This window comes from Mucilaginibacter sp. R-33 (assembly GCF_049949235.1).
Taxonomy (GTDB): Bacteria; Bacteroidota; Bacteroidia; order Sphingobacteriales; family Sphingobacteriaceae; genus Mucilaginibacter.
The window spans coordinates 6,274,980-6,297,434 of sequence record NZ_CP188089.1; the positions used below are offsets into that span (position 1 = coordinate 6,274,980).

The 22,455-nt window shown below is 43.3% G+C and carries 19 protein-coding genes; 14 read left to right on the forward strand and 5 right to left on the reverse strand.

The features are described from left to right. Nucleotides 1–127: 127 nt before the first annotated feature. From ACP26M_RS26175 to ACP26M_RS26185, 3 genes are all read left to right on the forward strand, one after another. Nucleotides 128–826 (forward strand): hypothetical protein, encoded by a 699-nt coding sequence (locus ACP26M_RS26175; RefSeq protein ID WP_426584640.1) that lies wholly within the window; start codon nucleotides 128–130, stop codon nucleotides 824–826. A gap of 132 nt (nucleotides 827–958) precedes the next feature. Then, nucleotides 959–2,338, forward strand: a complete 1,380-nt coding sequence (locus tag ACP26M_RS26180) for a M16 family metallopeptidase (RefSeq protein WP_426584642.1) — start codon at nucleotides 959–961, stop codon at nucleotides 2,336–2,338. A 17-nt stretch (nucleotides 2,339–2,355) separates the two neighbouring features. Next, nucleotides 2,356–3,687 carry a M16 family metallopeptidase gene (locus ACP26M_RS26185; protein ID WP_426584644.1) on the forward strand — a complete coding sequence of 444 codons (1,332 nt, stop codon included), beginning with the start codon at nucleotides 2,356–2,358 and terminating at the stop codon, nucleotides 3,685–3,687. A gap of 100 nt (nucleotides 3,688–3,787) precedes the next feature. Here the strand turns inward: ACP26M_RS26185 and ACP26M_RS26190 are convergent, their stop codons facing one another. Continuing rightward, the gene (locus ACP26M_RS26190; protein ID WP_426584646.1) at nucleotides 3,788–4,900 is read right to left on the reverse strand and encodes an AI-2E family transporter; all 1,113 of its coding nucleotides are present in this window, start codon (nucleotides 4,898–4,900) and stop codon (nucleotides 3,788–3,790) included. 200 nt (nucleotides 4,901–5,100) lie between these two features. Next, entirely contained in the window at nucleotides 5,101–6,582 is a 1,482-nt protein-coding gene (locus tag ACP26M_RS26195; protein WP_426584648.1) for a glycine--tRNA ligase, read from the reverse strand. Between the two features lie 382 nt (nucleotides 6,583–6,964). Between ACP26M_RS26195 and ACP26M_RS26200 the strand changes: the two genes are divergently transcribed. The 11 genes from ACP26M_RS26200 to ACP26M_RS26250 all read left to right on the forward strand — a co-directional run bounded on the left by ACP26M_RS26200 (nucleotide 6,965) and on the right by ACP26M_RS26250 (nucleotide 19,733). Then, the gene (locus ACP26M_RS26200) at nucleotides 6,965–7,630 is read left to right on the forward strand and encodes an FAD-binding oxidoreductase (RefSeq protein ID WP_426584650.1); all 666 of its coding nucleotides are present in this window, start codon (nucleotides 6,965–6,967) and stop codon (nucleotides 7,628–7,630) included. A 520-nt stretch (nucleotides 7,631–8,150) separates the two neighbouring features. Then, entirely contained in the window at nucleotides 8,151–10,751 is a 2,601-nt protein-coding gene (locus tag ACP26M_RS26205) for a gliding motility-associated C-terminal domain-containing protein (protein ID WP_426584652.1), read from the forward strand. A 150-nt stretch (nucleotides 10,752–10,901) separates the two neighbouring features. Beyond that, complete coding sequence (locus ACP26M_RS26210; protein WP_426584654.1) at nucleotides 10,902–11,609, forward strand: ATP-binding cassette domain-containing protein; 708 nt, start codon at nucleotides 10,902–10,904, stop codon at nucleotides 11,607–11,609. Between the two features lie 174 nt (nucleotides 11,610–11,783). Next, entirely contained in the window at nucleotides 11,784–12,290 is a 507-nt protein-coding gene (locus ACP26M_RS26215; RefSeq protein WP_176625040.1) for an outer membrane beta-barrel protein, read from the forward strand. Between the two features lie 104 nt (nucleotides 12,291–12,394). After that, a complete protein-coding gene (locus tag ACP26M_RS26220; protein ID WP_426584657.1) occupies nucleotides 12,395–12,904 on the forward strand; it encodes a hypothetical protein in 510 nt (169 codons plus the stop codon). 71 nt (nucleotides 12,905–12,975) lie between these two features. After that, nucleotides 12,976–13,566 (forward strand): hypothetical protein, encoded by a 591-nt coding sequence (locus tag ACP26M_RS26225; protein WP_426584659.1) that lies wholly within the window; start codon nucleotides 12,976–12,978, stop codon nucleotides 13,564–13,566. A 357-nt stretch (nucleotides 13,567–13,923) separates the two neighbouring features. Continuing rightward, complete coding sequence (gene gldG / locus ACP26M_RS26230) at nucleotides 13,924–16,320, forward strand: gliding motility-associated ABC transporter substrate-binding protein GldG (RefSeq protein WP_426584661.1); 2,397 nt, start codon at nucleotides 13,924–13,926, stop codon at nucleotides 16,318–16,320. A gap of 33 nt (nucleotides 16,321–16,353) precedes the next feature. Then, nucleotides 16,354–17,478 (forward strand): DNA polymerase III subunit beta, encoded by a 1,125-nt coding sequence (gene dnaN / locus ACP26M_RS26235; protein ID WP_090529793.1) that lies wholly within the window; start codon nucleotides 16,354–16,356, stop codon nucleotides 17,476–17,478. Between the two features lie 114 nt (nucleotides 17,479–17,592). After that, a complete protein-coding gene (locus ACP26M_RS26240; RefSeq protein ID WP_426584663.1) occupies nucleotides 17,593–18,288 on the forward strand; it encodes a DUF4397 domain-containing protein in 696 nt (231 codons plus the stop codon). An 8-nt stretch (nucleotides 18,289–18,296) separates the two neighbouring features. Beyond that, nucleotides 18,297–19,037, forward strand: a complete 741-nt coding sequence (locus ACP26M_RS26245) for a DUF4397 domain-containing protein (RefSeq protein ID WP_426584665.1) — start codon at nucleotides 18,297–18,299, stop codon at nucleotides 19,035–19,037. Between the two features lie 45 nt (nucleotides 19,038–19,082). Next, nucleotides 19,083–19,733: a VTT domain-containing protein gene (locus ACP26M_RS26250; RefSeq protein ID WP_426584667.1), complete on the forward strand. Its 651-nt coding sequence runs from the start codon at nucleotides 19,083–19,085 to the stop codon at nucleotides 19,731–19,733. Between the two features lie 26 nt (nucleotides 19,734–19,759). On the opposite strand, the gene ACP26M_RS26255 is transcribed toward ACP26M_RS26250, so the two are convergent. The 3 genes from ACP26M_RS26255 to ACP26M_RS26265 form a co-directional block, all read right to left on the reverse strand. Next, on the reverse strand, nucleotides 19,760–20,437 hold the full coding sequence (locus ACP26M_RS26255) for a hypothetical protein (RefSeq protein ID WP_426584669.1): 678 nt from the start codon (nucleotides 20,435–20,437) through the stop codon (nucleotides 19,760–19,762). Between the two features lie 99 nt (nucleotides 20,438–20,536). Further along, nucleotides 20,537–21,499, reverse strand: a complete 963-nt coding sequence (locus ACP26M_RS26260; RefSeq protein WP_426584671.1) for a zinc dependent phospholipase C family protein — start codon at nucleotides 21,497–21,499, stop codon at nucleotides 20,537–20,539. Between the two features lie 73 nt (nucleotides 21,500–21,572). Continuing rightward, nucleotides 21,573–22,331, reverse strand: coding sequence for a class I SAM-dependent methyltransferase (locus tag ACP26M_RS26265; protein ID WP_426584673.1), 759 nt, complete (start codon nucleotides 22,329–22,331; stop codon nucleotides 21,573–21,575). Nucleotides 22,332–22,455: the final 124 nt, after the last annotated feature.

The following is a 22,455-nucleotide window of genomic DNA, read 5'->3' on the forward strand; positions in this document are numbered from 1 at the left end:
AGCTAAATGACCGGCTTAGTCTGTTTTTCCATGATCAGTGTTGCTGCAAATGGATATTATAACCGGGGGTAAAAAAATCAGCGAAATCAACGTCATCAAATTCAAACCAACAGTTTAACTTTGCCACATGATCAAGAATATCTTCGCTTGCTTAATAATCATGCTTGTAGCTTTTGGCTGCACTAAAAAAAATGTGCCGCATTACACCATATCAAGGGTTACCAAATCAGATACCGCTACCAGCCTTACTGTTAAAATAGACGGAAGGCTAAAATGGGCCGAGCTGCTGAGCATTACCTCGCAAATTAAATCCGACAGCGCTAAGCTGAGCAACCTGCAGCTTAACTTTTTACTTCCCGGTCATAATGATAAAAGTACCGGTGCTAATACCTTTTATGCTGTAGCCCGCTACCCGCAAGGTGATAAAGTTATTATGCAGGATACTACTAAAGATGCTGATGGCAATACCGTTAGATTAAACATACTGGGACTGTCGCCCGAAAAAGCAAAATACCTGCTTGGGTTAAACCCTGCCGACCTTGACGGGAAAAATATCATAGGCAGGTTTATTGACGATAATAACCATACTGTTATTGTTCCGTTTACTGATATGGCAGGAGGTAAAAAAGAAACTTATATTATTGAGCTTGATACCACAGGCACTGTGGTATCCCGTACCATTCCCCTTATGGACAACCGCGATGGCATTGAAAAGCTGCATGTAAGCCAGGCCGGCGATTATATTACCATAAAAGACAGCGTACTTACCCAATACGCCGCTCATGACATGGGTTTGCCTTATAATAGTATGAAAGCTGGTATTTAATTGCTGTTTGTAAATATGCCAAAATCACCACAGGCTTAATTTCGTTTTAAAAAATTAGGGATAAGCGGTTAAATCATTCATTTGTTTAAGATTATACCGATATATTTATAGTGTTAAAAATATTGTAAATATATGAACCGAAATTTTATCAAAATTTTTGCATTAAGCGTGGCCGCAGTTTTTAGCGCCGGCATGGCTACTGCCCAGGTGAGGTTGCCGGAAGGCTACTTCCTTAAAACATTGCCAAACGGCCTGGATGTGCTGGTGATTGAAAACAGCAAAGTGCCTTTAACTACCATTGAAATAGCTGTAAAAAATGGTGCCTATACCGAAGGACCAGAGTTTAGCGGTCTGTCGCACCTTTTTGAGCACATGTTTTTTAAAGCTAATAAAGATTATCCAACCCAGGAGAAGTTTTTAAAACGTACGCAGGAGCTTGGCGCCATCTGGAATGGTACCACCAATACCGAGCGCGTAAATTACTATTTCACTTTTGACAGGGACAGCCTTAAAGCTGGCTTAAAATTCATGAACGCGGCCATCCGTTTCCCAATTTATCGTGAGGAGGATATGAAAAAGGAACGCCCGGTGGTTGACGGTGAATTTCAGCGGGCCGAAAGCGATCCTGGTTTCCAGCTTTGGTATGGTATGCAGCAAAAGCTTTGGGGCGATCTCATCACCCGCAAAAATCCTATTGGTGTCCACGAAGTGATCAATACGGCTACGCCCGAAAAAATGATGATCATTAAGGATAAATATTATTTTCCTAACAATAGCTTGCTAACAATTTGCGGCGATGTTAAGCATGATAATGCCTTTGCTCTGGCCGAAAGCATTTTTGGCGACTGGGCCAACAGTGGTTTCGACCCGCAAACCAAATTCCCTATTCCTGCATTTAAGCCTTTAACCAAACCGGAATATTTTGTAAAGGAAGCCACCATTGCCCAAACACCTTATATGGAGTTTACCTGGCAGGGGCCTTCATATCCAACGGATTCAGCCTCAACTGTTGCTGCCGACGTGTTTTCGACCATTGTGGGGTTAAACTCATCAAAACTGCAGCAGGCATTGGTTGATAAAGGTTTGGCCAGTGGCGTTTATGTAAACTATACTACCAGCCGTTATGTAGGCCCCATTGATATTTTTGTGGTGCCTAACCCTAACAAGCTTAAAGAATGCTATACCGAGTTAATGAACCAGGTAAGCATGTGGAACAAGGACGACTATTTTACCGACGAGCAGATGGCTACCGCTAAAGCTATCCTGCACCGTAATGACATTAAAGCTAAAGAAAAGCCTTCATCATTGCCAAGCCAGATCAGCTACCAGTGGTGCAGCACTTCGTTTAATTTTTATACCGACCTGGATGCCAACTATCAAAAAGTTACCCGTGCCGATATCAAAAAATACCTGGATACTTACGTAATTGGCAAGCCATATGCGGCTGGCCTGATCATAGCGCCCGAGTTAAATAAAACAGTAAACGCGGCTTCATTTTTTGCAGCTAAGTAATTTAAAACTACCTCATCATGATGAAAAAATATATAATTGCCCTGCTGGTAGCAACGGCTATAGGGAATACAGCTAAGGCGCAAAAACAGGCCTATGAAACCACGGTAGATGGCGTAAAGGTTATTGTACAGCCAAGCGGCAACGATATTGTGGAAGTGCAAACAATCATAAAAGGCGGTGTGCAAAACTATCCGGCTACCAAAGCGGGTATTGAGTCGCTGGCAATGAGCGCCCTTACCGAATGTGGTACTTTAAAGCATGATAAAAATAGCTTTAAAGACGAACTGGATAAAGTAAGCGCTACTGTTTACGGCAGCAGCAACAAAAACTATTCGGTAGTACGGATGAATTGTATTAAAGGCGACTTTGATATTGTTTGGCCGTTGTATGTTGAGGCTATAACCCAGCCCAAATTTGATGAAAAGGAATTTGCCCGCATTAAGCAGGATGCCATCAATAACATTAAACAGGAAGATTCACAGCCCGATAATGCCATTGATAAATATGCCGATAAAGTAGCTTTTGCCGGTACCAACTACGCTAAAGACCCGAGTGGAACCGTAGCTATTGTTACAGCCTTAACCCCTGCCGAAACAAAAGCTTATTATCAGTCCATACTGACCAAATCTCGCATGGTAATTGTGGTGGTTGCTGATCTTGACCAGGCTGCTATTGAAGCTAAAGTAAAGGGTATGCTGAGCGGTATTAAACAAGGCCCGGCTTTCGCGTTTAAAAAATCGACTTTCAGAGCCGACAAAAACAGCATCAATGTTGAAAAACGTGATTTGGCTACCAATTATGTGGAAGGTATCGCCAGTGGTCCTGCCGCCGGTACACCCGATTTTAACGCTTTTAATGTAGCCATGCGCATCTTCTCGAACATGCACTTTTTGGAGGTGCGTACCAATAACGGTTTGTCATATGCCCCACAGGCCTGGTTTAGCGCGGGTCAAACCTCAACTGCCAAGTTCTCTGTTTCAACAACCGAGCCTGATAAATACATAGCTGTGTTTGATAAGCTGGTTGATAAAATTAAACGCGAAGGTTTTAAACCCGAAGATGTAGCCGATATGAAGGTTACTTACCTTACCGGTTTCTACTATAAAAACGAAACCAACAGCGCCCAGGCATCATCAATAGCAGCAAATGAAGTATTGCATGATAACTGGAAACGTTCATTAACCCTGGTTGATGATGTAAAGAAACTTACTCCCGATGATGTAAGTAACGCATTCCGTAAGTATATCAACAATATTGTATGGGTATACCAGGGCGATCCTAAAAAGGTAAACCAATTGCTGTACATTAACGGTACACTGCATAATGGAGACAATCCGGTGATGCACTAATTTAGGTAAAAGGTTAAAGGCGAAAAGTTAAAGGTAGCTGCATCTGTGCTAATCTTTTATCTTTCGCCTTTTTTTGTTTTTGACCTTTCCCCTTCGCCTTTCACCTTTCACTTTCCTCCGGCAGCACCGCTTTTTTCCTTGTCCTGCTCCAGCCTGCGCCTTTGGGCCTGGTGGGTACAGTATCGCCGAGGAGTTTGCCCCAGGGTTTGAGGGTATCAATCCTGTCGAAGATGATTTTGAGGACCGCTACAAACGGAATGGAAAGGAACATGCCCGATAAGCCCCAAAGTAAATTGCCTAACAGCACAACCACAATGGAGATAAGCGCGTTGATCTGCACTTTTGATGATACAATGCGCGGTACCAGGATATTATTATCAATAAACTGGATAACAAGGTAGGCTATGATCACCCCTAACTGCGTTGTGTAACCGTCTTTGGTAACCGTCGCCATCAGCACAGGAAGGGAGATGGCTATAATGCCCCCGAGGTAAGGCAGCAGGTTAAGAATAGCACCTATTACGCCTATCAGGATGCCATACTTAACACCCAGTAATATCAGGGCCAGCGAATTCATGGCAGCAACTATCACCATCTCAATCAATAAACCCTGGATATAGCTTTGGATGGCCGATTTGGTTTCTTTCAAAACATCGGCAACCTGTTTGGAGTTTTCTTCAGAAAATACTTCGTAAATAAAATTGAGGAGCAGGGTTTTGTAAAACAATACCAGGAAAACATATACGGGTACCACAAATATCAACCCGAACGTGCTTAACACATTACCGAGTGTGCGGCCTACCAGTGCCTGGCTGTTATCCATAGCATCTTTAATGAGCTGGTCTTGCTTTTGAACAGAGTAGTTAAAAGTGGTAGCTACCCAGTCTTTAAAGGTGATGAACATTTCACCAAACTTCTTTTTAAGCGTGGGCAGCGAATCTCCAAACTGGATGATCTGGGTAGAAAGAAAATAGAACAACCCTGCCAGTAAAACAGCGCCAAGCAGCATAGCCAAGCATATAGACAAAATTTTGGGCACTTTATGTTCCTGCAGCCAGTTGCTAACAGGGTTAAGCAAAATGGCAATAAAAGCCGAAAAGGCAAGCGGGATCATTACATCTGCCAGTTGGGCAAACACATAAACCAATAATATCAATCCAAAAAGTATAACAGTACTTTTAAGGTAAAAGGGGTATTCTTTAACAGCAGGCATAGACGCAGGATTTTACACTGAAAGGAACAAGACAAACAATTGTTTGCTTCGCCGATAATTAGCCCGGGGGATGCTGATGGGGTTGGTGTAGTGCCCGTCCGTTTTGTGAACGAAATAGCCTGTCGGGAATTGCAAAAAAGCCTGCACGGTTAATGCAGGCTTTGGACATATTATAATGACTTGTTCATCTATTAACTCTACTAACTCAACACATTTCGCCAGCTAACCAAATCGCCAATGATCTTATCCAACTGATCGGCGGGAACGCGTTCCTGGGCCATGCTGTCGCGGTGGCGGATGGTTACGGTGTTATCTTCTAATGTCTGGTGATCTACAGTAACGCAAACAGGTGTACCAATGGCATCCTGACGGCGGTAGCGCCTGCCAATAGCATCTTTCTCCTCGTACTGGATGTTGAAATCAAGCTTCAGTTTATCCATGATCTCGCGGGCTTTCTCCGGCAGACCATCCTTTTTGGTAAGCGGGAAAATAGCGGCTTTAACCGGAGCAAGACAAGGGTGCAGGCGTAATACGGTGCGGCTGTCCTGTTTATCTTCGGTACTCAGATCTTCCTCCTCGTAAGCGTTGATCATAGTAAGCAGGAACATCCTGTCTAAACCTATCGATGTTTCAATTACGTAAGGTACATAGTTGCCAAAAGGCTTACCTGTTTCAGGATCAACCTCTGGGTCAAAGTATTGAAGTTTTTTGCCCGAAAATTTTTCGTGCTGACTTAAGTCAAAATTGGTACGGCTGTGGATCCCTTCAACCTCTTTAAATCCAAACGGAAACTCAAACTCAATATCATAAGCAGCATCGGCGTAGTGGGCAAGCTTGGTGTGCTCATGGTAACGGTATTTGACAGCATCGGTACCTAAAGCAAGGTGCCATTTTAAACGCGCTGCCTTCCACTGATCAAACCACTCTTTTTGTGTGCCGGGGCGAACAAAAAATTGCATCTCCATTTGTTCAAACTCGCGCATGCGGATAATGAACTGTCTGGCAATCACCTCGTTACGGAAAGCTTTGCCAATTTGCGCAATACCGAAAGGGATTTTCATCCTGCCCGATTTTTGTACGTTAAGGTAATTTACAAAGATCCCCTGCGCGGTTTCCGGGCGAAGGTAAATGGTATCAGCATCGTCAGCCACAGCTCCCATCTGGGTGCTGAACATCAGATTAAACTGGCGTACTTCTGTCCAGTTGCGGGTACCGCTTACCGGGCAGGCAATTTCATGCTCAATGATCAGATCGCGCAGGCGGGTCAGGTCTTCGGCTTTCAGGGCCTCGTCCATATCATGCTGTAGTTGTTCAGCTTTATCGGTTTTGCCTTCGCTGTCGTATTTAGCTATCTTGTCTTCCAGCAATTGGTCGGCGCGGTAGCGTTTTTTGGAATCTTTGTTGTCGATCATCGGGTCGCTGAAGCCATCAACGTGACCGCTTGCTTTCCAGATCTTAGGGTGCATAAATATGGCCGAATCAATGCCCACAATGTTATCGTTCATCTGCACCATGGCTTTCCACCAGTAGGTTTTGATGTTGTTTTTAAGTTCGGCGCCGTTTTGGCCGTAATCATAAACTGCGCTTAAGCCATCATAGATCTCGCTGGAAGGGAACACAAAGCCATATTCTTTGGCATGCGATATAACATTTTTAAAAAGTTCGTCGGTTGATTTGCTCATAATAGCTGCAAAGATAATTTTTGATTTCGGATTTGGGAATTTCGATTTCGGATTTACTTTGAGACAAGACGTTATCTAAAAACGTCGTTTTCTTAAAATTCGGTTCTTATAAAGCTTATTTCGTAGTACTTCTTTCCTGGACTTGTGTCGACAAAGCATTCATAACTATACAGCCAGTCCAGTAAACCGGATTGCATTTGTTATTTATCATCAGTGACGCCTTGAGATGTTTTAATTTTTGAAAAACCTTACCTCCATATATCCCTCATATTCAGTCAGCCATTTCTCATAATTTGTAAACCATCCACAATTATTTCAAATAGTTATAAACTATTGGGTGTTTTGCATTATTATTGTACTAAGCCTACGATACCGATCACAAATGGAACAAATCGTTAACATCCTTTCTGCAAAGTACGTTACCCACAATGTGAGGCAATTCAGGCTTGAAAAACCTGCCGGTTACAGCTTTATACCAGGGCAGGCTACCGAATTATCAATCAATAAGGAAGGTTGGCGTAATGAAACACGTCCTTTTACGTTCACTTGCCTTAACGGTGATGAATACCTTGAGTTTACTATAAAAACCTATACCGATCATGATGGCGTTACCAACCAGCTAAGCAAGGTTAACGAGGGCGATGAACTTATCATTCGTGATGTTTGGGGAGCTATTGAATATAAAGGCCCTGGCTATTTTATTGCAGGAGGTGCAGGAATTACGCCATTTTTAGCCATACTGAGGCAATTAAATAAAGACGGCGCAATAGGCGATAATAAGCTTATATTTTCAAACAAGACTGATAAAGATATTATTTTGAGTGATGAACTGAAAAGCATGCTTGGTGCAAACGCGCATTTCATCATTACCGGTCAAAAAGATAGTATGTATGATCAGCGGCGCATTGATGCTGATTTTCTGAAAGCCGAAATAAAGGATTTCTCAAAGCATTTTTATATATGTGGCCCTGATGCTATGGTTGCTGAGCTCAGCGGTGTATTAGGGCAACTCGGAGCCGATAGTGATTCGGTGGTATTTGAAAGGTAGTTTATGCGGAGACGCATCACGTGGGGTCTTCTATGCTTTGTCTTGCATGTTATCCCTGCATATTACAGACACATGTGGTGCGCCTCTGCAAAACACCTTTTTATTAAACAGTATTTATAAAGCTGTGCGGCTGTCCGTCCGTCACGGGGAATCACTCTCTGACGAACAAAAGTAGACAGGCTTTAATACCTACGTATTGTAATACGTTTTTTACAAATGATATGTTGCCCTGTGGCTGAAAAAGATTTGCAGAAAGACGTTCATATGAACTTTTGGGCCTTGGGGGTACATAACACTATCACAACTTTTATCCAGTAAACTACCATCCGGAATGGTTTGCAGCTAACCAGCTCCTCCATACGGACGGACGTGATCCTGATATATCTGTAATAGATAGATTTTGATTTACATTAAAGTGGATACTCATCGAAATATTTAACCGGAAAGTGATTTATAATATCGGTTAAAAAGCTTAATTTTCGCCAGCTTTTACTTTATCACTTATCCGATCAGAACAATAATGTACCGGTTGTTTTATGTTTTACGAATTACAGCGCTGCTGCTTGTTTTGGTAAGTTTTTATGTTCCAAATTTATTTGCCCAGGCACCGGTAATAAAATATACAACACCACATAAATATAAGATTAATGATCCTATACCATCTTTAGCGCCAACTAATACGGGCGGGGAGGTACCGGCAACTATTTACGGGCAGGTAAGTAGGATAGCAGGCGGTGGCGGCGGTAGTGGTGTTCCCGGATTTTTTTATACTGTAACTGGTGTTTCTGCTGATCCGGCAGGAAACGTATTTATTGCGGATTGGGATAATAATATAATATACAAATTAACTCCGGCAGGAAATTTATCAAAGTTTGTAGGGAATGGGAACGGAGGTTGGGATGACGGGCAGGGTGCGGCCGCAACCGTTTATGAACCTGATGCACTGCTTTCGGACGCTGCCGGCAATATATACTTCAGTGATCAGGCAAGCCACCTGATAAGGAAAATAACACCAGGAGGCTTAGTAACAACTATTGCGGGAGTACCACATATGCCGGGTTTTGTTAATGGTGCAGGCACGGTAGCCAGATTTGCCAGCCCGAGAGGTTTAACAATAGATAATGACGGAAATATCTACGTTGCTGATGAGGCTAACAACCGGATCAGGAAAATAACACCAACCGGCGAGGTTTCCACTTATGCTGGCAGTGGTACAAGGGGTTTTCAAAACGGTCAGGCGGGTTCGGCATCATTTAACACACCCACTGCTGTTGCATTGGATAATGCAGGTAATTTATATGTTTCGGATTCTGGAAACAGCGCTATCAGAAAAATAACCCCTGCAGGCGTAGTTTCCACATTTGCTACAGGTTTCAATTTTCCGCGTGAGCTTAGGGTAGACGGTACTGGTAATATTTATATTAATGAGCATAATGGCAATACTGTCAAAAGAATAAGTTCAAATGGGGCAGTCACAATTATAGCAGGAGGCGGCAAAAAAGACGCCAATGGTGTATCGGCGATACTTAGTGGGCCGCTTGGATTGGCAATGGATGGAAAAGGTAATTTATTTGTCGGTGAAGACGGTTTTGATGACGTCAGAAAGATAGTAATAACCGGTTATACTATTGATAAACCTTTACCGGCAGGTATGGTATTTGATCCTAAAACAGGTATCATTTCGGGCGCGCCAACTGTTTTATCGCCACCAACGGTTTATACTGTGACAGCCTATAATGCCACCGGTAGTAACAGCGCAACTTTTAGTATAGAGGTGGCAGATATTACGCTGTCGCCTTCAGTTATTACTTTTCCAATTCCTGACGTAGTTAATATGAGTATTGACAATATCCTGCATCCCGGCGCTACCAGTACCAATACCCACGCCGAAACGCCAATTACCTATACAAGCAGCAATGCCAATGTAGCTGTTGTAAGTGCCGATGGGCAAATTCATGCAATAGCTCCTGGGCAAACCGTTATTACAGCTTATCAAGCAGCAAATGACGAGTATTTGGCGGCTGTACCCGTACCAAGAACGTTCACCATTACTCAAGACCAGGTAATCACTTTTCCTGCCATTGCTGCCGAAACTACCTGTGATCCTGATTTTTCGGTTGGGGCAACAAGTTCAAATTCAACCATTCCGCTTACTTATGTAAGTAGCAATCCAGCCATTGCTACGGTTTCGGCAACGGGAGCTATTCATATCATAGCGGCCGGTTCAACCACCATCATTGCGTCGCAAAGCGGTAATGATTTGTATAACGCGGCTACCCCTAAATCGCAAATATTAGCTGTTACTGCCCCGGTTGTGCCATCGGTGAATATATCGCCTACTTTCTACCCCGGTTGTGATGGCATGGAGGTTACTTATACTGCTAATGCTATGAACGAGGGTATCCATCCAAGTTATCAATGGCAGGTAAATGGTCAAAATAGTGGTAATCATTCAGATACATATACCAGTAGCTCATTGCACGCAGGGGATATTATAACCTGCGTAGTTACCAATAACGATGGTTGTGAACCCGTTTCCTCTCCTGTATCTAATCAGGCTTCTTTAAGTGCGGATCCAAATGTTACACTTTCGGTAACCATCACGTCATCGTTTAGTGGAACCATAACTGCAGGCACTGCGGTTACTTTCAAAGCGCAACCGTCTAATGTGCAGGATAATCCTGTTTATCAATGGTATGTTAATGGGCAAACCGTTGGCAGCAACAGCGCCACATTTACCAGCAATACTTTAGCAGATGGTGATGTGGTTAGTTGTACTATGGCTTCGGGAGGGACATGCATAATTAACCCTGTCGTAAATTCAAATGTTATTACGGTTGCTGTAACAGTTCCTGAAAAAATTATAGTACCTAATACATTTACACCCAATGCCGATGGATATAATGATACCTGGTTTATCCCCGGGTTATTGTCGTACACTAATTGCACGGTGAATATTTATAACCGGTATGGCGCCATAATGTACCGCTCGGTAGGTTATCAACAGCCCTGGGATGGTACCAGTAATGGCAAAACGGTACCCGCCGGAGCCTACTACTATGTAATTGATACTAAGAGCAGCAGCGGAAAACTGAATGGGGAAGTAACGGTGTTGCGATAGTTAGCAACCATGAACAGGAAATGGTGTCTTTATCCATAGAGCGAGGTGGGCATACCGGGACGGACGGACACCCCAGAACTAACTCTCCGCTTTGCATGAATCTCAAATCTCCCGTCTCAAATCTCATATCTAAAGCATATTTTTACAGCCATGAGTATCAGTGTCGAGGCATTAACAAAGGTTTACGGCGTACAAAAAGCTGTTGATGGCATTAGCTTTACTGCCCAGCCCGGTGTACTGGGCTTTTTAGGCCCTAATGGCGCAGGTAAATCAACAACCATGAAAATCCTTACCGGCTTTATTCCGCAAACATCGGGTACGGCATCGGTATGTGGGTTTGATGTAGCCAAACAGCCGCTTGAGGTTAAGCGCCGCATCGGCTACCTGCCCGAAAGCAACCCGCTGTATACGGATATGTATGTGAAGGAGTCGTTGGGCTTTGTTGCCGGCATCCATAAAATTCATGAGCCTGCCAAACGTATTGCCGATATTATTGAACAAACAGGCCTCGGCCCCGAGCAGCATAAAAAGATAGGGCAGCTATCCAAAGGCTATCGTCAAAGGGTAGGGCTGGCACAGGCCATGCTGCATGACCCGGAAGTACTGATACTGGATGAGCCAACTTCCGGCCTCGACCCAAACCAGTTAATAGGTATCCGCCAGTTGATCCTCGACCTTGGCAAAACAAAAACCATTGTACTGTCAACCCATATTATGCAGGAGGTTGAAGCAGTTTGCAGCCAGGTCATCATTATTAATAAAGGCACCATTGTGGCCAACGATTCCCTTCAGCAGCTCAGGAAAAACAATGGTGATAAATCACTTGAGGAGGTGTTTATCAGCCTTACCAATAATTAAAAATCATCGCTCCGTATCCGCAAGGATGTAGTGGAGTAATTATTATCGATAACTATTACCCATTTAATATTTTTTTAACATTTTTTGTAACGAAGTGCTGGTTTGTAACATCTATATAGGCGAACCGGCAAAGCGGAGGTACCCCGTCATGCCAAACTTTATTACATTATTGTTATGAAAAAACTATTATTATCCTTAGCCTTTTTAGGCTTTACCGCTATCGCGGCCCATGCCCAATCAGCAAATTCAGACGGCGGAAAATTCAGTATTGGTGTTGAAGCCGGCTTGCCGGTTGGTGACGCCCACAAAGTTTCAAACTTCGCTATCGGCGGTTCATTGAAGTATGATCATCCAATCGCCGATCAGTTATTTTTAACAGGTTCGGCAGGTTATACACGTTTCCTGTATAAAAAAGAGATCAAAGATTTTTTTGGTAAATCGGGAGCGGGTTTTATCCCGGTTAAAGCAGGTGTTAAATATTACTTTGACGATGCCTTTTTTGCCGAAGGCCAGTTGGGTGCGGTATTCGGTACTGAAAGTGGCGCCGGCACCGCGTTTGCTTACTCACCTGGTGTAGGCTATAGCTTTGCAGGCGGATTAGAAGCCGGTGTACGTTACGAGGCTTGGTCAAAAAACGGTACTACGAGTCAGGTTGCATTGCGCGTAGCATTTAGATTTTAATTAAACAACATCAACCTTTAAAATAAAGGTCCGGGAAACGTTTCCGGGCCTTTTATATTTTCTTCATAATTATTAGTCGGGTAATATTGTATTTTCGGCCCGTTATGAAAAAACTGTTATTGCTGCTCCTCATCCTCCCTGCTTTTAAAACCTATGCCCAGGATGTACCGAAACCTTCTACCGCTTTTAGTGCCGGGGTTGAATTAGGTATTCCATCGCGTAGTTTATACAATGTAGGTGTTGGTGCATCGCTTAAGTTAGAGCAGCCGGTGGCAAGCCCGGTAAGCTTTACGTTCACCGCGGGATTCAGCAGTTTTTTTCGTAAGGATTCTCCGTTTAACAATGGGCATTCGGGTGGTGACATTTTTGTACCCTTAAAAGCCGGGGTAAGGTATAACGTTGGCTCCGGTATATTTCTGGAAGCAGAAGCAGGCAGTGCTATCGAGCTTAATTATGACAAGCGTAAGCTGTTTGCCTTTTCCCTTGGCCCGGCCATTATGATCCCCACAGGTACAGATGCCCGTAACTTCGAGTTGGGGTTAAGGTATGAAAGCTGGTCGGCCCATACCCTTCAGCAAACAGCCATCAGGTTTGCGTATAGGTTTGGCAGGTAAATATTTTATTTTAGCCGATATATTGCAGAAGGGCGTATTTTCGTTAAATAGCACCTGCAATCTTATATAACATGACTCATAAACCTATCCGCATCATCTTAATTTTATCATTCATTGTATTTTCATTTGCAGCCAAAGCGCAGCGTGGCGAACAAACATCGTTAAGCGCAGGGTCTGGAATAATAGCTCCGCTTAACATGAATTACCGCAATGATAACGGTACCGACTTTAATGTAGATGCCGGCTTTAGCGTTAACCTGAAGCTGGAAAAGCCGATCACCGAAACCCTGCATTTTACAGTCGGCACCGGCTTTGTTTTTACCGCATCAACCCCGCAGTATTTATTTTCAAGCAACTCGTCAAACGTTTTCTACGATAACCACTATCATGATCTGTATGCTTACCTGCCGCTAACCGCAGGCTTGAAATATTACTTTACAAAATACTTTTATGTAAATGCCGAAACAGGCAGCGCTTTCAGCATCAATAGTAGAGCACGTACCTCATTTATTTACGCAGGAGGGGCAGGAGCTGTTGTGCCTATTGGCCCTCATCACGGGCTCGATTTTGGTTTGCAATTTGAAAGGGGGTACAAGAATACCGATTATGATCATGCTATTAATCAGCTGGTATTAAATGTGGCTTATAAGTACAGGTTTTAAGATTTTGTAGTTGTCCGGCTTTTGGCCGCAGATAGTTGGTTCCTGGAAACAGATGGACAGACGGTTTAGTAGCAGATATTTAGTGGCGGTTGCAGTGGTGTTGCTCTATAAAAGCCTGAGATTACTTCCCCGCAAGTTCAAGCGGCCCTCGCTTGAACTACGCTTTAAAAGGAGCGTCCACGGTTTCCGGTTTAACGTGGGTGTGGACGCTTGCCTTATTTAAGGTTCAAGCGGAGGACGCTTAAACCCGCAGGAGAAATAAATCCGAAATCGAAATTCCCAAATCCGATATCCGAGCACACTTTGCTTTGGCGCATTATTGTTGTAATTTCGGCGCTTAATACAATATAATATAACGTGCTGAGCATCCTTAAAAAAGAAATAGTATCCTACCTCAGTTCGCTGGTGGCCTATGTTACCATCGGTGTATTTTTACTGGTGCTTGGCCTGTTTTTGTGGGTATTCCCTGATTCAAGTATACTGGAGTACGGGTATGCCGGGCTCGAAAGCTTGTTCAGCACTGCGCCTTACCTGTTCATGTTCCTGATCCCGGCTATTACTATGCGTTCTCTTGCCGAAGAACGTAAGGAAGGCACTTTTGAACTGCTGTTTACCCGCCCTTTAAAAGATTGGGAAATAGTGCTGGGCAAATACTTGGCCTGTTTATTAATAGTACTTTTTGCTTTACTACCTACGCTGGTTTATTACTATTCGGTAAGGGCATTAGGGATGCCGCAGGGCAATATTGACACTGGGGCAGTGATAGGCTCATACATCGGTTTGTTTTTATTAGGTGCTGTATTTGTGGGGATAGGTTTGTTTACCTCATCTATCACGAAAAACCAGATCATCGCCTTTACGATATCCGTTTTTCTGTGTTTCTTTTTTTACAGCGGCTTTGATTCAATCAGTCAGTTGCTCTCATTGCAGGATCTGGGCTTGCAGAATTTAGGTATCACCCAGCACTATGATTCGGTAAGCCGTGGTGTGCTGGATACCCGGGATCTGGTTTATTTCATCATCACCACCGGTATTTTTATATGGCTTACCTTGTTTGTGCTGGCAAAGCAACGACAAAAAGGTTTAGGTGGTACCGGGATGATCATTGTGTTAGGCGTTTTGTTTTTTCTGGGGATACTATCTTCATTTACTTTTACCCGTTTTGATTTTACTGCCGAAAAACGCTATACCATATCGCCCATCAGCAGGCAAATTATGGATAAGCTGCCAAAGCGGGTAAAGGTGGTAGTTTATTTACAGGGTGATAATCTGCCCGGAGGCTTTAAACGCCTGCAAAGCGCTACCCGGGATATGCTGAGCGACCTGCAGGCTTATAGCCATGGTAAGATCCAGTTTGAGTTTCGTGACCCATTGAAGGGTTTAAACAACGATCAGCAAAACGAGGTGATCCAAAACATGGCTGCCGAAGGTGTTGAACCAACCAACCTGAGCGTTAAAACAGATAACGGTGTAACGCAAAAGCTCATCTTTCCGTCGGCGCTGGTATCGGCAGATGGGAAGGATATTCCCGTAAAGTTATTGCTAAGCAGGATAGGCCTCTCGCCCGATGAAGTGCTGAACAACTCTATCCAAAACCTGGAATATGCCTTTTCATCGGCCATAAAAAAAGCGGTTAACGGGGGCAGGCCGCAAATCGGCTTTACCGAAGGCCATCATGAACTAACCGATCTGCAGCTGAACGATGCCATGAAAACCCTTGCCGATGGTTTCCAGGTAGGCCGGGTTGATTTGAATGCCATTTCCTTTGCCGATCTGCAAAAGATCAAATTGCTGGTGATAGCCAAGCCCGATCAGAAATTCAGCGAGGTAGAGAAATTCAAGCTTGATCAATACATTATGCACGGAGGCCGGGTATTGTGGACTATTGACCAGGTTAGCGCCGAACTGGATAGCCTTCGCGGGCATGGTGGCGAGCAGCTGGCATTCCCCAAACAGCTTAACCTCGATGATCAGCTTTTCCGTTATGGGATCCGTATCAATTATGATCTGATTGCTGATATGAACTGCTCGCAAATTCCCATCAGTACTGGCAATGTTGGCGGGCAGGCGCAGATCCAGATGCTGCCATGGCTGTATTACCCGGTATTTATCCCGCTAAGCAAACACCCGGTAGTGAAAAATTTGGATGGTATCAGCAGCGAGTTTGCAAGTACTATCGATATCCTCGATACCAAAAATGTAAACAAAACGGTGCTGCTAACCTCATCGCCTTATAACAAAAAGCTCACCGCCCCGCACATATTATCGTTGCAGGCTTTGGAGCAGGAGCCAAACACTAAGGAGTTTCAAAGCACACCTAAAATAACTGGTGTATTATTGGAAGGCAGTTTTGTAAGCGACTGGCAAAATCGCCCGCTTCCCGAAGGGCTTAAAGAGCAGGTTGCCATAAAGCAACAAAGCGAGCCTACCAAAATGATAGTGATTAGCGATGGTGATGTTTTAAAGAACCAGATAGGCACCGATGGCTCGCCCTATCCTTTAGGATATGATCATTATACCCATCAAACCTATGGCAATAAAAACCTGTTGCTTAATATAGCCGACTATATGACTGACGATTCGGGCCTTATTGTCTTGCGTACCAAGGAGATCAGAATCCGCCTGCTGGATAGGGCACGTATTCGCAGCGAAAAACTGTATTGGCAACTGGTTAATACCATTGCGCCGCTGGTTTTAGTGTTAATATGTGCTATTTTTCAACATTATTTACGCAGGCAAAAGTATGCCCGTTAAATTTTCTATTTTTGATAGATTAATTACAACCATATGAGATTTATTGTTTCTACCTCAACATTACTCAAACAACTGCAATCGGTAAGTGGTGCGTTAAGCAGCAGTACTGTGCTGCCGATACTGGAAAACTTTTTGTTCGAGATAAAGGATGGGAACTTGACCATTTCTGCTACCGACCTGCAAACCAGCATGACCACCTCTTTGCCAGTTGAGGCTAAAGAGAACGGCAGGATTGCTATCCCGTCGCGTATATTGTTAGAGACCCTGAAATCATTACCGGAGCAGCCTGTTGCTTTTTCGGTTGATGATAAAACCTTCGCCATTGAAATTAATGCCGGCGATGGTAAATACAAACTGAGTGGCGAAAACGGCGAGGATTTTCCAAAGATTCCTGTTGTTGAAAACGCTTCATCAGTAAACCTGCCTGCTTCAGTTTTAGCCGAAGCTATCAACAAAACCATTTTCGCGGTAAGTAATGACGAATTGCGCCCGGCTATGACAGGTGTTTACTGTCAGCTTACAACATCGGCACTTACATTTGTTGCTACCGATGCGCACAAGCTGGTTCGTTACCGCCGTAAAGATGCAAAGGCTGCAAGTACTACATCGTTCATACTGCCTAAAAAAGCTTTAACCCTGCTTAAATCATCATTACCAAGCGATGATGTAAATGTATCTGTTGAGTATAATTCCACCAGTGCTTTCTTCAAGTTTGGCAATATTAACCTGGTGTGTCGTTTAATTGACGAGCGTTACCCTGATTACGAGGCGGTTATTCCTCAAAATAATCCTAATAAATTAAATATCGACAGGCTTACTTTCCTGGGTTCGTTAAACCGTGTGGCTATTTATGCTAACAAAACCACGCACCAGGTAAGGCTTAAAATAAATGGCAGCGAGTTAAATATTTCGTCAGAAGATATTGACTTTGCTAACGAGGCCCACGAGCGTTTAAGCTGCCAATATGAGGGCGAAGACATGGAAATTGGCTTCAATGCAAGATTTTTAATAGAAATGTTGAAGAATTTAAGTTGCGAAGAAGTATCTTTGGAAATGTCAACTCCAAACCGTGCCGGTTTATTACTGCCACAAGGCGGAGATGAGAATGAAGATGTGCTGATGCTGGTTATGCCGGTGATGCTCAATAGCTATGCTTAAGTGTAAACTTAAATTATAAATCCAAAACTAAGTCCGGTAACATAAAACCGGACTTTTTTTGTTCAACACCCGATACCAAAAATTACAGTAAGCAGTTATAGCTTATAATTGTATATGAATATTAAGGTTAAAGCTTTATTGATCATTGTAGTCATAACGGGCTACCTTGCGTCTTGCAAAAAAAATAATGATAAGCCCGATGCGGTGGATTCGTCAACGTCATCGCTAAACGTTATTAATGCCAGTTTCAATAATGTTAATATTTATGTTAATGGTACAAGAATAAACAATACAAGCACTTTTTATCCGGGGGGCACTCTTGGTTATATTTCGGTAAAGGCGGGTACGCAAAATTATTCGGTTAAGTTAGATGGGCCAAATAATCCTAATCCGCTGTTTAGTCTGCCTTTAACTTTAAGTAAAGATTCGGTGTATTCATTTTACATAGCCGGCAATTCAACAGATCAGGTTTTTAAAACTACCGACATCGTAGCTGCAGATACAAATAAGGTACCATCTGCTAAAATCAGGTTTGTAAATGCTTCGCCGGATGCCGGGAATATAAGCGTGCATTTTGAAGGTACAACTGCTGCTTTAGATACCGAAAAGGTAAAGGATCTTGCTTTTAAAGGTACCTCGACGTTTTATTTGGTAACGCCCGGAGAGCACAATATGGCATTGCATTCGGTGGCGTTTCCGGGCACTATTGTAAGGGATACAGTGCAACTTGCAGGAGGAAAGGTGTATACCTACTACGGTTTTGGTAATAAAAGCACGGGCCTGGCAACCGGCCTGTTCATCAATCAATAATTACATTAATGGCTAATAAAAATAAAAGCAAGGTACTGGTTTCGTTTTTTATAGTTGTGCTATGCGGACTTTTCATCTGTGCTGTTTCTTCGTGCGGTAAGGGGGGCAATGCCTCGTCGGTAGGCCTCAATACCCAGTTCCAAATCGTTAATTTAAGTCCGGATATCCAGCCGGTATACCTTTATCAGCATTTTATCAGGTATAATACCACCACCTATACTTATCCAAACAGTTCGGGATATTTTTATCTTTCAACGCTTGAACCGCCGTTACAGTTACGTACAGCTACCGCGGCGCCGGTTATTTTGCTGCAGTTTGATACTACGCTTAAAGCCAACAGGAAATACACGATGTTTATAACCGGCTTCAGAAAGGATAGTTCGTTTGTCAGTTCATTTATACTATCTGATAGTACCGGTTTGCCAACCATAGGGAAAGGAAAAGTGAGGTTTGTGCATACTTCACCTAATACATCTGCCCTGGATCTGCGGGCTAATGACTCCCTTGTTGTGAGAGGTACCACCTTTAACAAGGTATCTAAATATGTTGAACTCACTGCCGGTAATTATAACTTTACCATTACCACTACCCGAACGCCCACGACAATTGAAACAACCCTGCAAAATGTAACTATACAGGACGGCCGCGCCTACACCATTTATACCAAAGGTATTGTTGGCAGCGCAGACTCATTGGCCTTTGGCGCGGGGGTACTTACTAACAATCTGCTTAGTAAGACACTTCAATAGTGCCATTTTGTTTAATATTTATATTTTTGGGCAAAAATTTAGCCTGTGGAAGTAATAAAAAGTATTATCGACTTTGTACTGCATATTGATAAGCACCTTGTACAAATAACCAGCACCTACCAGGGATGGACATACCTTATCCTTTTCCTGATCATATTTGCCGAAACTGGTTTAGTTATCTTTCCTATTCTGCCCGGCGATTCACTGCTTTTTGCTGCAGGTGCCCTTATTGCGGGCGGTAATTCTGGTTTAGATATCTGGGTATTAGGCCTCATTTTAATTGCGGCGGCTTTTATTGGTAATACAGTAAATTATTTTGTTGGCAATTACCTCGGCGTTAAGGTATTTAAAGAAGAAAACAAAATCCTGAAACTGGAATACTATCTTAAAACACAGGCCTTTTTTGATAAACATGGTGGTAAAGCGGTTATCTTCAGTAGGTTTATGCCTATTATCCGCACCATAGCACCTTTTGTAGCAGGAGTGGGTAAGATGCCTTTTTTAAAGTATAGCCTTTATAACATCATCGGCGGTGCATCATGGATCATCGTGTTCCTGTTTGCAGGTTACAAATTAGGGCAGGTACCGGTGATAGCTAAAAACTTTTCGCTGGTAGGGGTGATCATTATCCTCATTTCGATATTGCCGCCCATTTTTGCCGCTATAAAAGGCCGTGGTGCTAAAAATCCGGCTTAATCATAAAATAATTACCCTTGATGCTGTTAATTGATGGCATCAAGGGTCATAGTTCCCATCAGTTTTTCGCCTTTATAAGTTTCAGATTTAACAAAGCGGCCAAGTTTTGGGCTGTACCATTCTGTTACATGGAAGTTGAAAGGAATACCTATACCCATCATTTTCATTTTAGTAGTGGCGTCATAGCTTATTTTTAAACAATCGAAACTGCCGGCATTAGTGCTTATCGTTTCGGCTTGTTCAACTTTACGGTTTTTTATATCCATTTGCAGGTTGGCCATTTTTGTGCCGCCGCTTCCCATATCGATAGTTACCGAGCCATCATCTAAAGTTTGCCCGGCGTGCATGTCAGTAGGGTAGGTGAGGTATTTAGCTTCGCCGCTTACCTGCATGTTACCTTTCATATTTGCAGCCGGCACAAACGATTTCATATCTACCTTAATGGTATTGCCTGTGCAAATCATTTCAGAATCGCCGTTGCCTATAGGTTTGCCATTTTTGTCATTTATTTCCGCATGTACAGCAACGGTTGTAGCATCTTTTTTGGTGGTAGTATAAACGGCGGTCATCTGTTGTTTGCCCTTTGCATCCTGGTTTATGTAAGTGAGCTTTTTGCCGTTAACGTTGTTTACAAACTGACTGCAATTTTGGGCGAAACCAATTCTACAGATAAGCACAAGCAGTAGTACCGTTAGTCTTTTCATAGCGCAATAATTTAATGTGGGTGATTAACACTAAGTTGCAGAAAATGCAATGGAGAAACAATGTTGCTACTACCCGTTTTGGTTTCGGGTTTTACGTCATTAATAGTTAGTTGCCAGTACTTTGCCAGATCGGTACAGCATTTCTTCTTGCCGAAGCTGAACTTTTTGTTCGATGCTTAAAGGCTGTGCTACAAGCTTGTTCAGGTCAGGCTGCCCTGCATCAACCCAGGCCGAATACCAGAAACTGCCCACGGAAAGAATAGACGCCCGCATTTGCCTTGCCACCATTCCCTTCAGCATTTTGTGATAAGCCAGGCTATAGGCGGCGGAGTAATCGGTAATTTGCTTTTTGCCATGCTGTACCAACTCGTACTTTTTATTCTGGGGGTAGGTTTTGTTCAGGATGCGCTCAAAACGTAAAACTGTATCAACGCTTTTGTAAGTAGCCTTGCATATACGGAATGCTTCATTCAACGGGTTTTCAATATACCGGGCCTTGCCAACGTAGTAATTATAATGATCGGCAAATAACTCGGGCAGGCGGCTTTCCCAAAGGGCATGGATGCCGGTTTGCCCCGTAAGCTGGCCGTTGTAGTTTTGGATTAGGTGCAGCGGTACATGCGCATCGGCAATGTAATGCCCTAAATACGCAGATGCATTGAGGATAGCCGTGGTATCATGGGCTTTGAAAGCCCGTACCAGCCTGTAATACTGGTACTGAATGGTCCAGGGAACGGTGCCGTATTTAATGATGGTATCTTTTGAGTATTTGGCAACGGCATCCTTCCATTTTTTTGGCATGGCCTCAAAGGGCTTTTTGCCATAGCGATCGGCATCAAAGAAATGACGTGGCGCTTCGGATGAGTCAACGTAGCGGCGTTTGTCGGCACTCACGGCATGTTCGGTTATATAATCGATATTGGACTTGTAAAAACCAGACATGGCCTTAGGTAGGGTGAAAACTGCCAGCCGGTTAATACGATAATGTGCAAAGAATCCCCATGATGAGCATAACATGATTAAACAGGTACCAGTTATGCTTAAAATTATGCGGCGGTTCATGAGGCAAAGATGCAATTAAAGGGGGAGTTTTAAATTATACTTCTCCCTTAATTGGCTGCTTAGCTTGTTGATCTTACAGTTTCCCCGAATAAACCTTCGTATCGTAATTAATAACGATAACGCCATCCTGCTGAAATTTATCAAAAAGTGCATGCAAATCGTTGATCATTGGCTCGTACCCCTCATCTCCACGTGCAGGCATGTATGATGATGACAGCAGCCTGCCTTTTAATCCTTCAAAATCAAATATCTGTTTGTTGGCGAATATTTCCAGGTGAGCGGGTTTCGGCTCAAAGAAAGCAGCGATATGTTCGGTATCGATGTTGCGGTGATCAACCTTTACGTAATCGCGGGCATGTTTTACAATGAGTTTATCGTATTCCTGTTCAAAAGCCGATGTTGTTTTTCTTTCATTCCAGATGAGGGCAACAATGCCGTCCGGTTTCAGGATTCTTTTAAATTCAGCACAGGTTTTTACGGCATCAAACCAGTGAAAAGCCTGTCCGGCTATAATGGCATTAATGCTATTACTCTCGATGCCTGTATTTTCTGCAGTGCCGTTTTGAGGGATAAAACCGTTATATGAGCCGAGCAGTTCGATCGCTTTTTCACGCATCTCCAAATTTGGTTCAACAGCAATAACCCGGTAACCCTTTTTTAGGAACAGCTCGGTAGAGATTCCTGTACCAGCGCCAATATCAGCAATTAGCTTGTCTTGTGTTAAGCCATAAGTGTCATGTAAAAACTTAACAATTTCGTCGGGATAGCCGGGACGGTATTTTACATAATCTTCAACCCGGTTGCTGAACCTGGTGGTGCTGTTGGTAACCATAACACAATAGTTTTAATTAATAATAACGCTGCAAAAATCATTGTGTTGTATGAACACTTCGTGAATGCGGGGTTAACAGCTTGTTAATTTGACAGGTCTGCATGCCATAAGGGTTCCGGTAATC

Coding starts and splice junctions, on each gene's coding strand:
- ACP26M_RS26265 (WP_426584673.1), bottom strand. CDS start 22,331: ATGGTTACCAACAGCACCACCAGGTTCAGCAACCGGGTTGAAGATTAT.
- ACP26M_RS26225 (WP_426584659.1), top strand. CDS start 12,976: ATGACTCATAAACCTATCCGCATCATCTTAATTTTATCATTCATTGTA.
- ACP26M_RS26200 (WP_426584650.1), top strand. CDS start 6,965: ATGGAACAAATCGTTAACATCCTTTCTGCAAAGTACGTTACCCACAAT.
- ACP26M_RS26195 (WP_426584648.1), bottom strand. CDS start 6,582: ATGAGCAAATCAACCGACGAACTTTTTAAAAATGTTATATCGCATGCC.
- ACP26M_RS26255 (WP_426584669.1), bottom strand. CDS start 20,437: ATGAAAAGACTAACGGTACTACTGCTTGTGCTTATCTGTAGAATTGGT.
- ACP26M_RS26245 (WP_426584665.1), top strand. CDS start 18,297: ATGGCTAATAAAAATAAAAGCAAGGTACTGGTTTCGTTTTTTATAGTT.
- ACP26M_RS26180 (WP_426584642.1), top strand. CDS start 959: ATGAACCGAAATTTTATCAAAATTTTTGCATTAAGCGTGGCCGCAGTT.
- ACP26M_RS26185 (WP_426584644.1), top strand. CDS start 2,356: ATGATGAAAAAATATATAATTGCCCTGCTGGTAGCAACGGCTATAGGG.
- ACP26M_RS26240 (WP_426584663.1), top strand. CDS start 17,593: ATGAATATTAAGGTTAAAGCTTTATTGATCATTGTAGTCATAACGGGC.
- ACP26M_RS26215 (WP_176625040.1), top strand. CDS start 11,784: ATGAAAAAACTATTATTATCCTTAGCCTTTTTAGGCTTTACCGCTATC.
- ACP26M_RS26220 (WP_426584657.1), top strand. CDS start 12,395: ATGAAAAAACTGTTATTGCTGCTCCTCATCCTCCCTGCTTTTAAAACC.
- ACP26M_RS26210 (WP_426584654.1), top strand. CDS start 10,902: ATGAGTATCAGTGTCGAGGCATTAACAAAGGTTTACGGCGTACAAAAA.
- dnaN (WP_090529793.1), top strand. CDS start 16,354: ATGAGATTTATTGTTTCTACCTCAACATTACTCAAACAACTGCAATCG.
- ACP26M_RS26205 (WP_426584652.1), top strand. CDS start 8,151: ATGTACCGGTTGTTTTATGTTTTACGAATTACAGCGCTGCTGCTTGTT.
- ACP26M_RS26260 (WP_426584671.1), bottom strand. CDS start 21,499: ATGAACCGCCGCATAATTTTAAGCATAACTGGTACCTGTTTAATCATG.
- ACP26M_RS26175 (WP_426584640.1), top strand. CDS start 128: ATGATCAAGAATATCTTCGCTTGCTTAATAATCATGCTTGTAGCTTTT.
- ACP26M_RS26190 (WP_426584646.1), bottom strand. CDS start 4,900: ATGCCTGCTGTTAAAGAATACCCCTTTTACCTTAAAAGTACTGTTATA.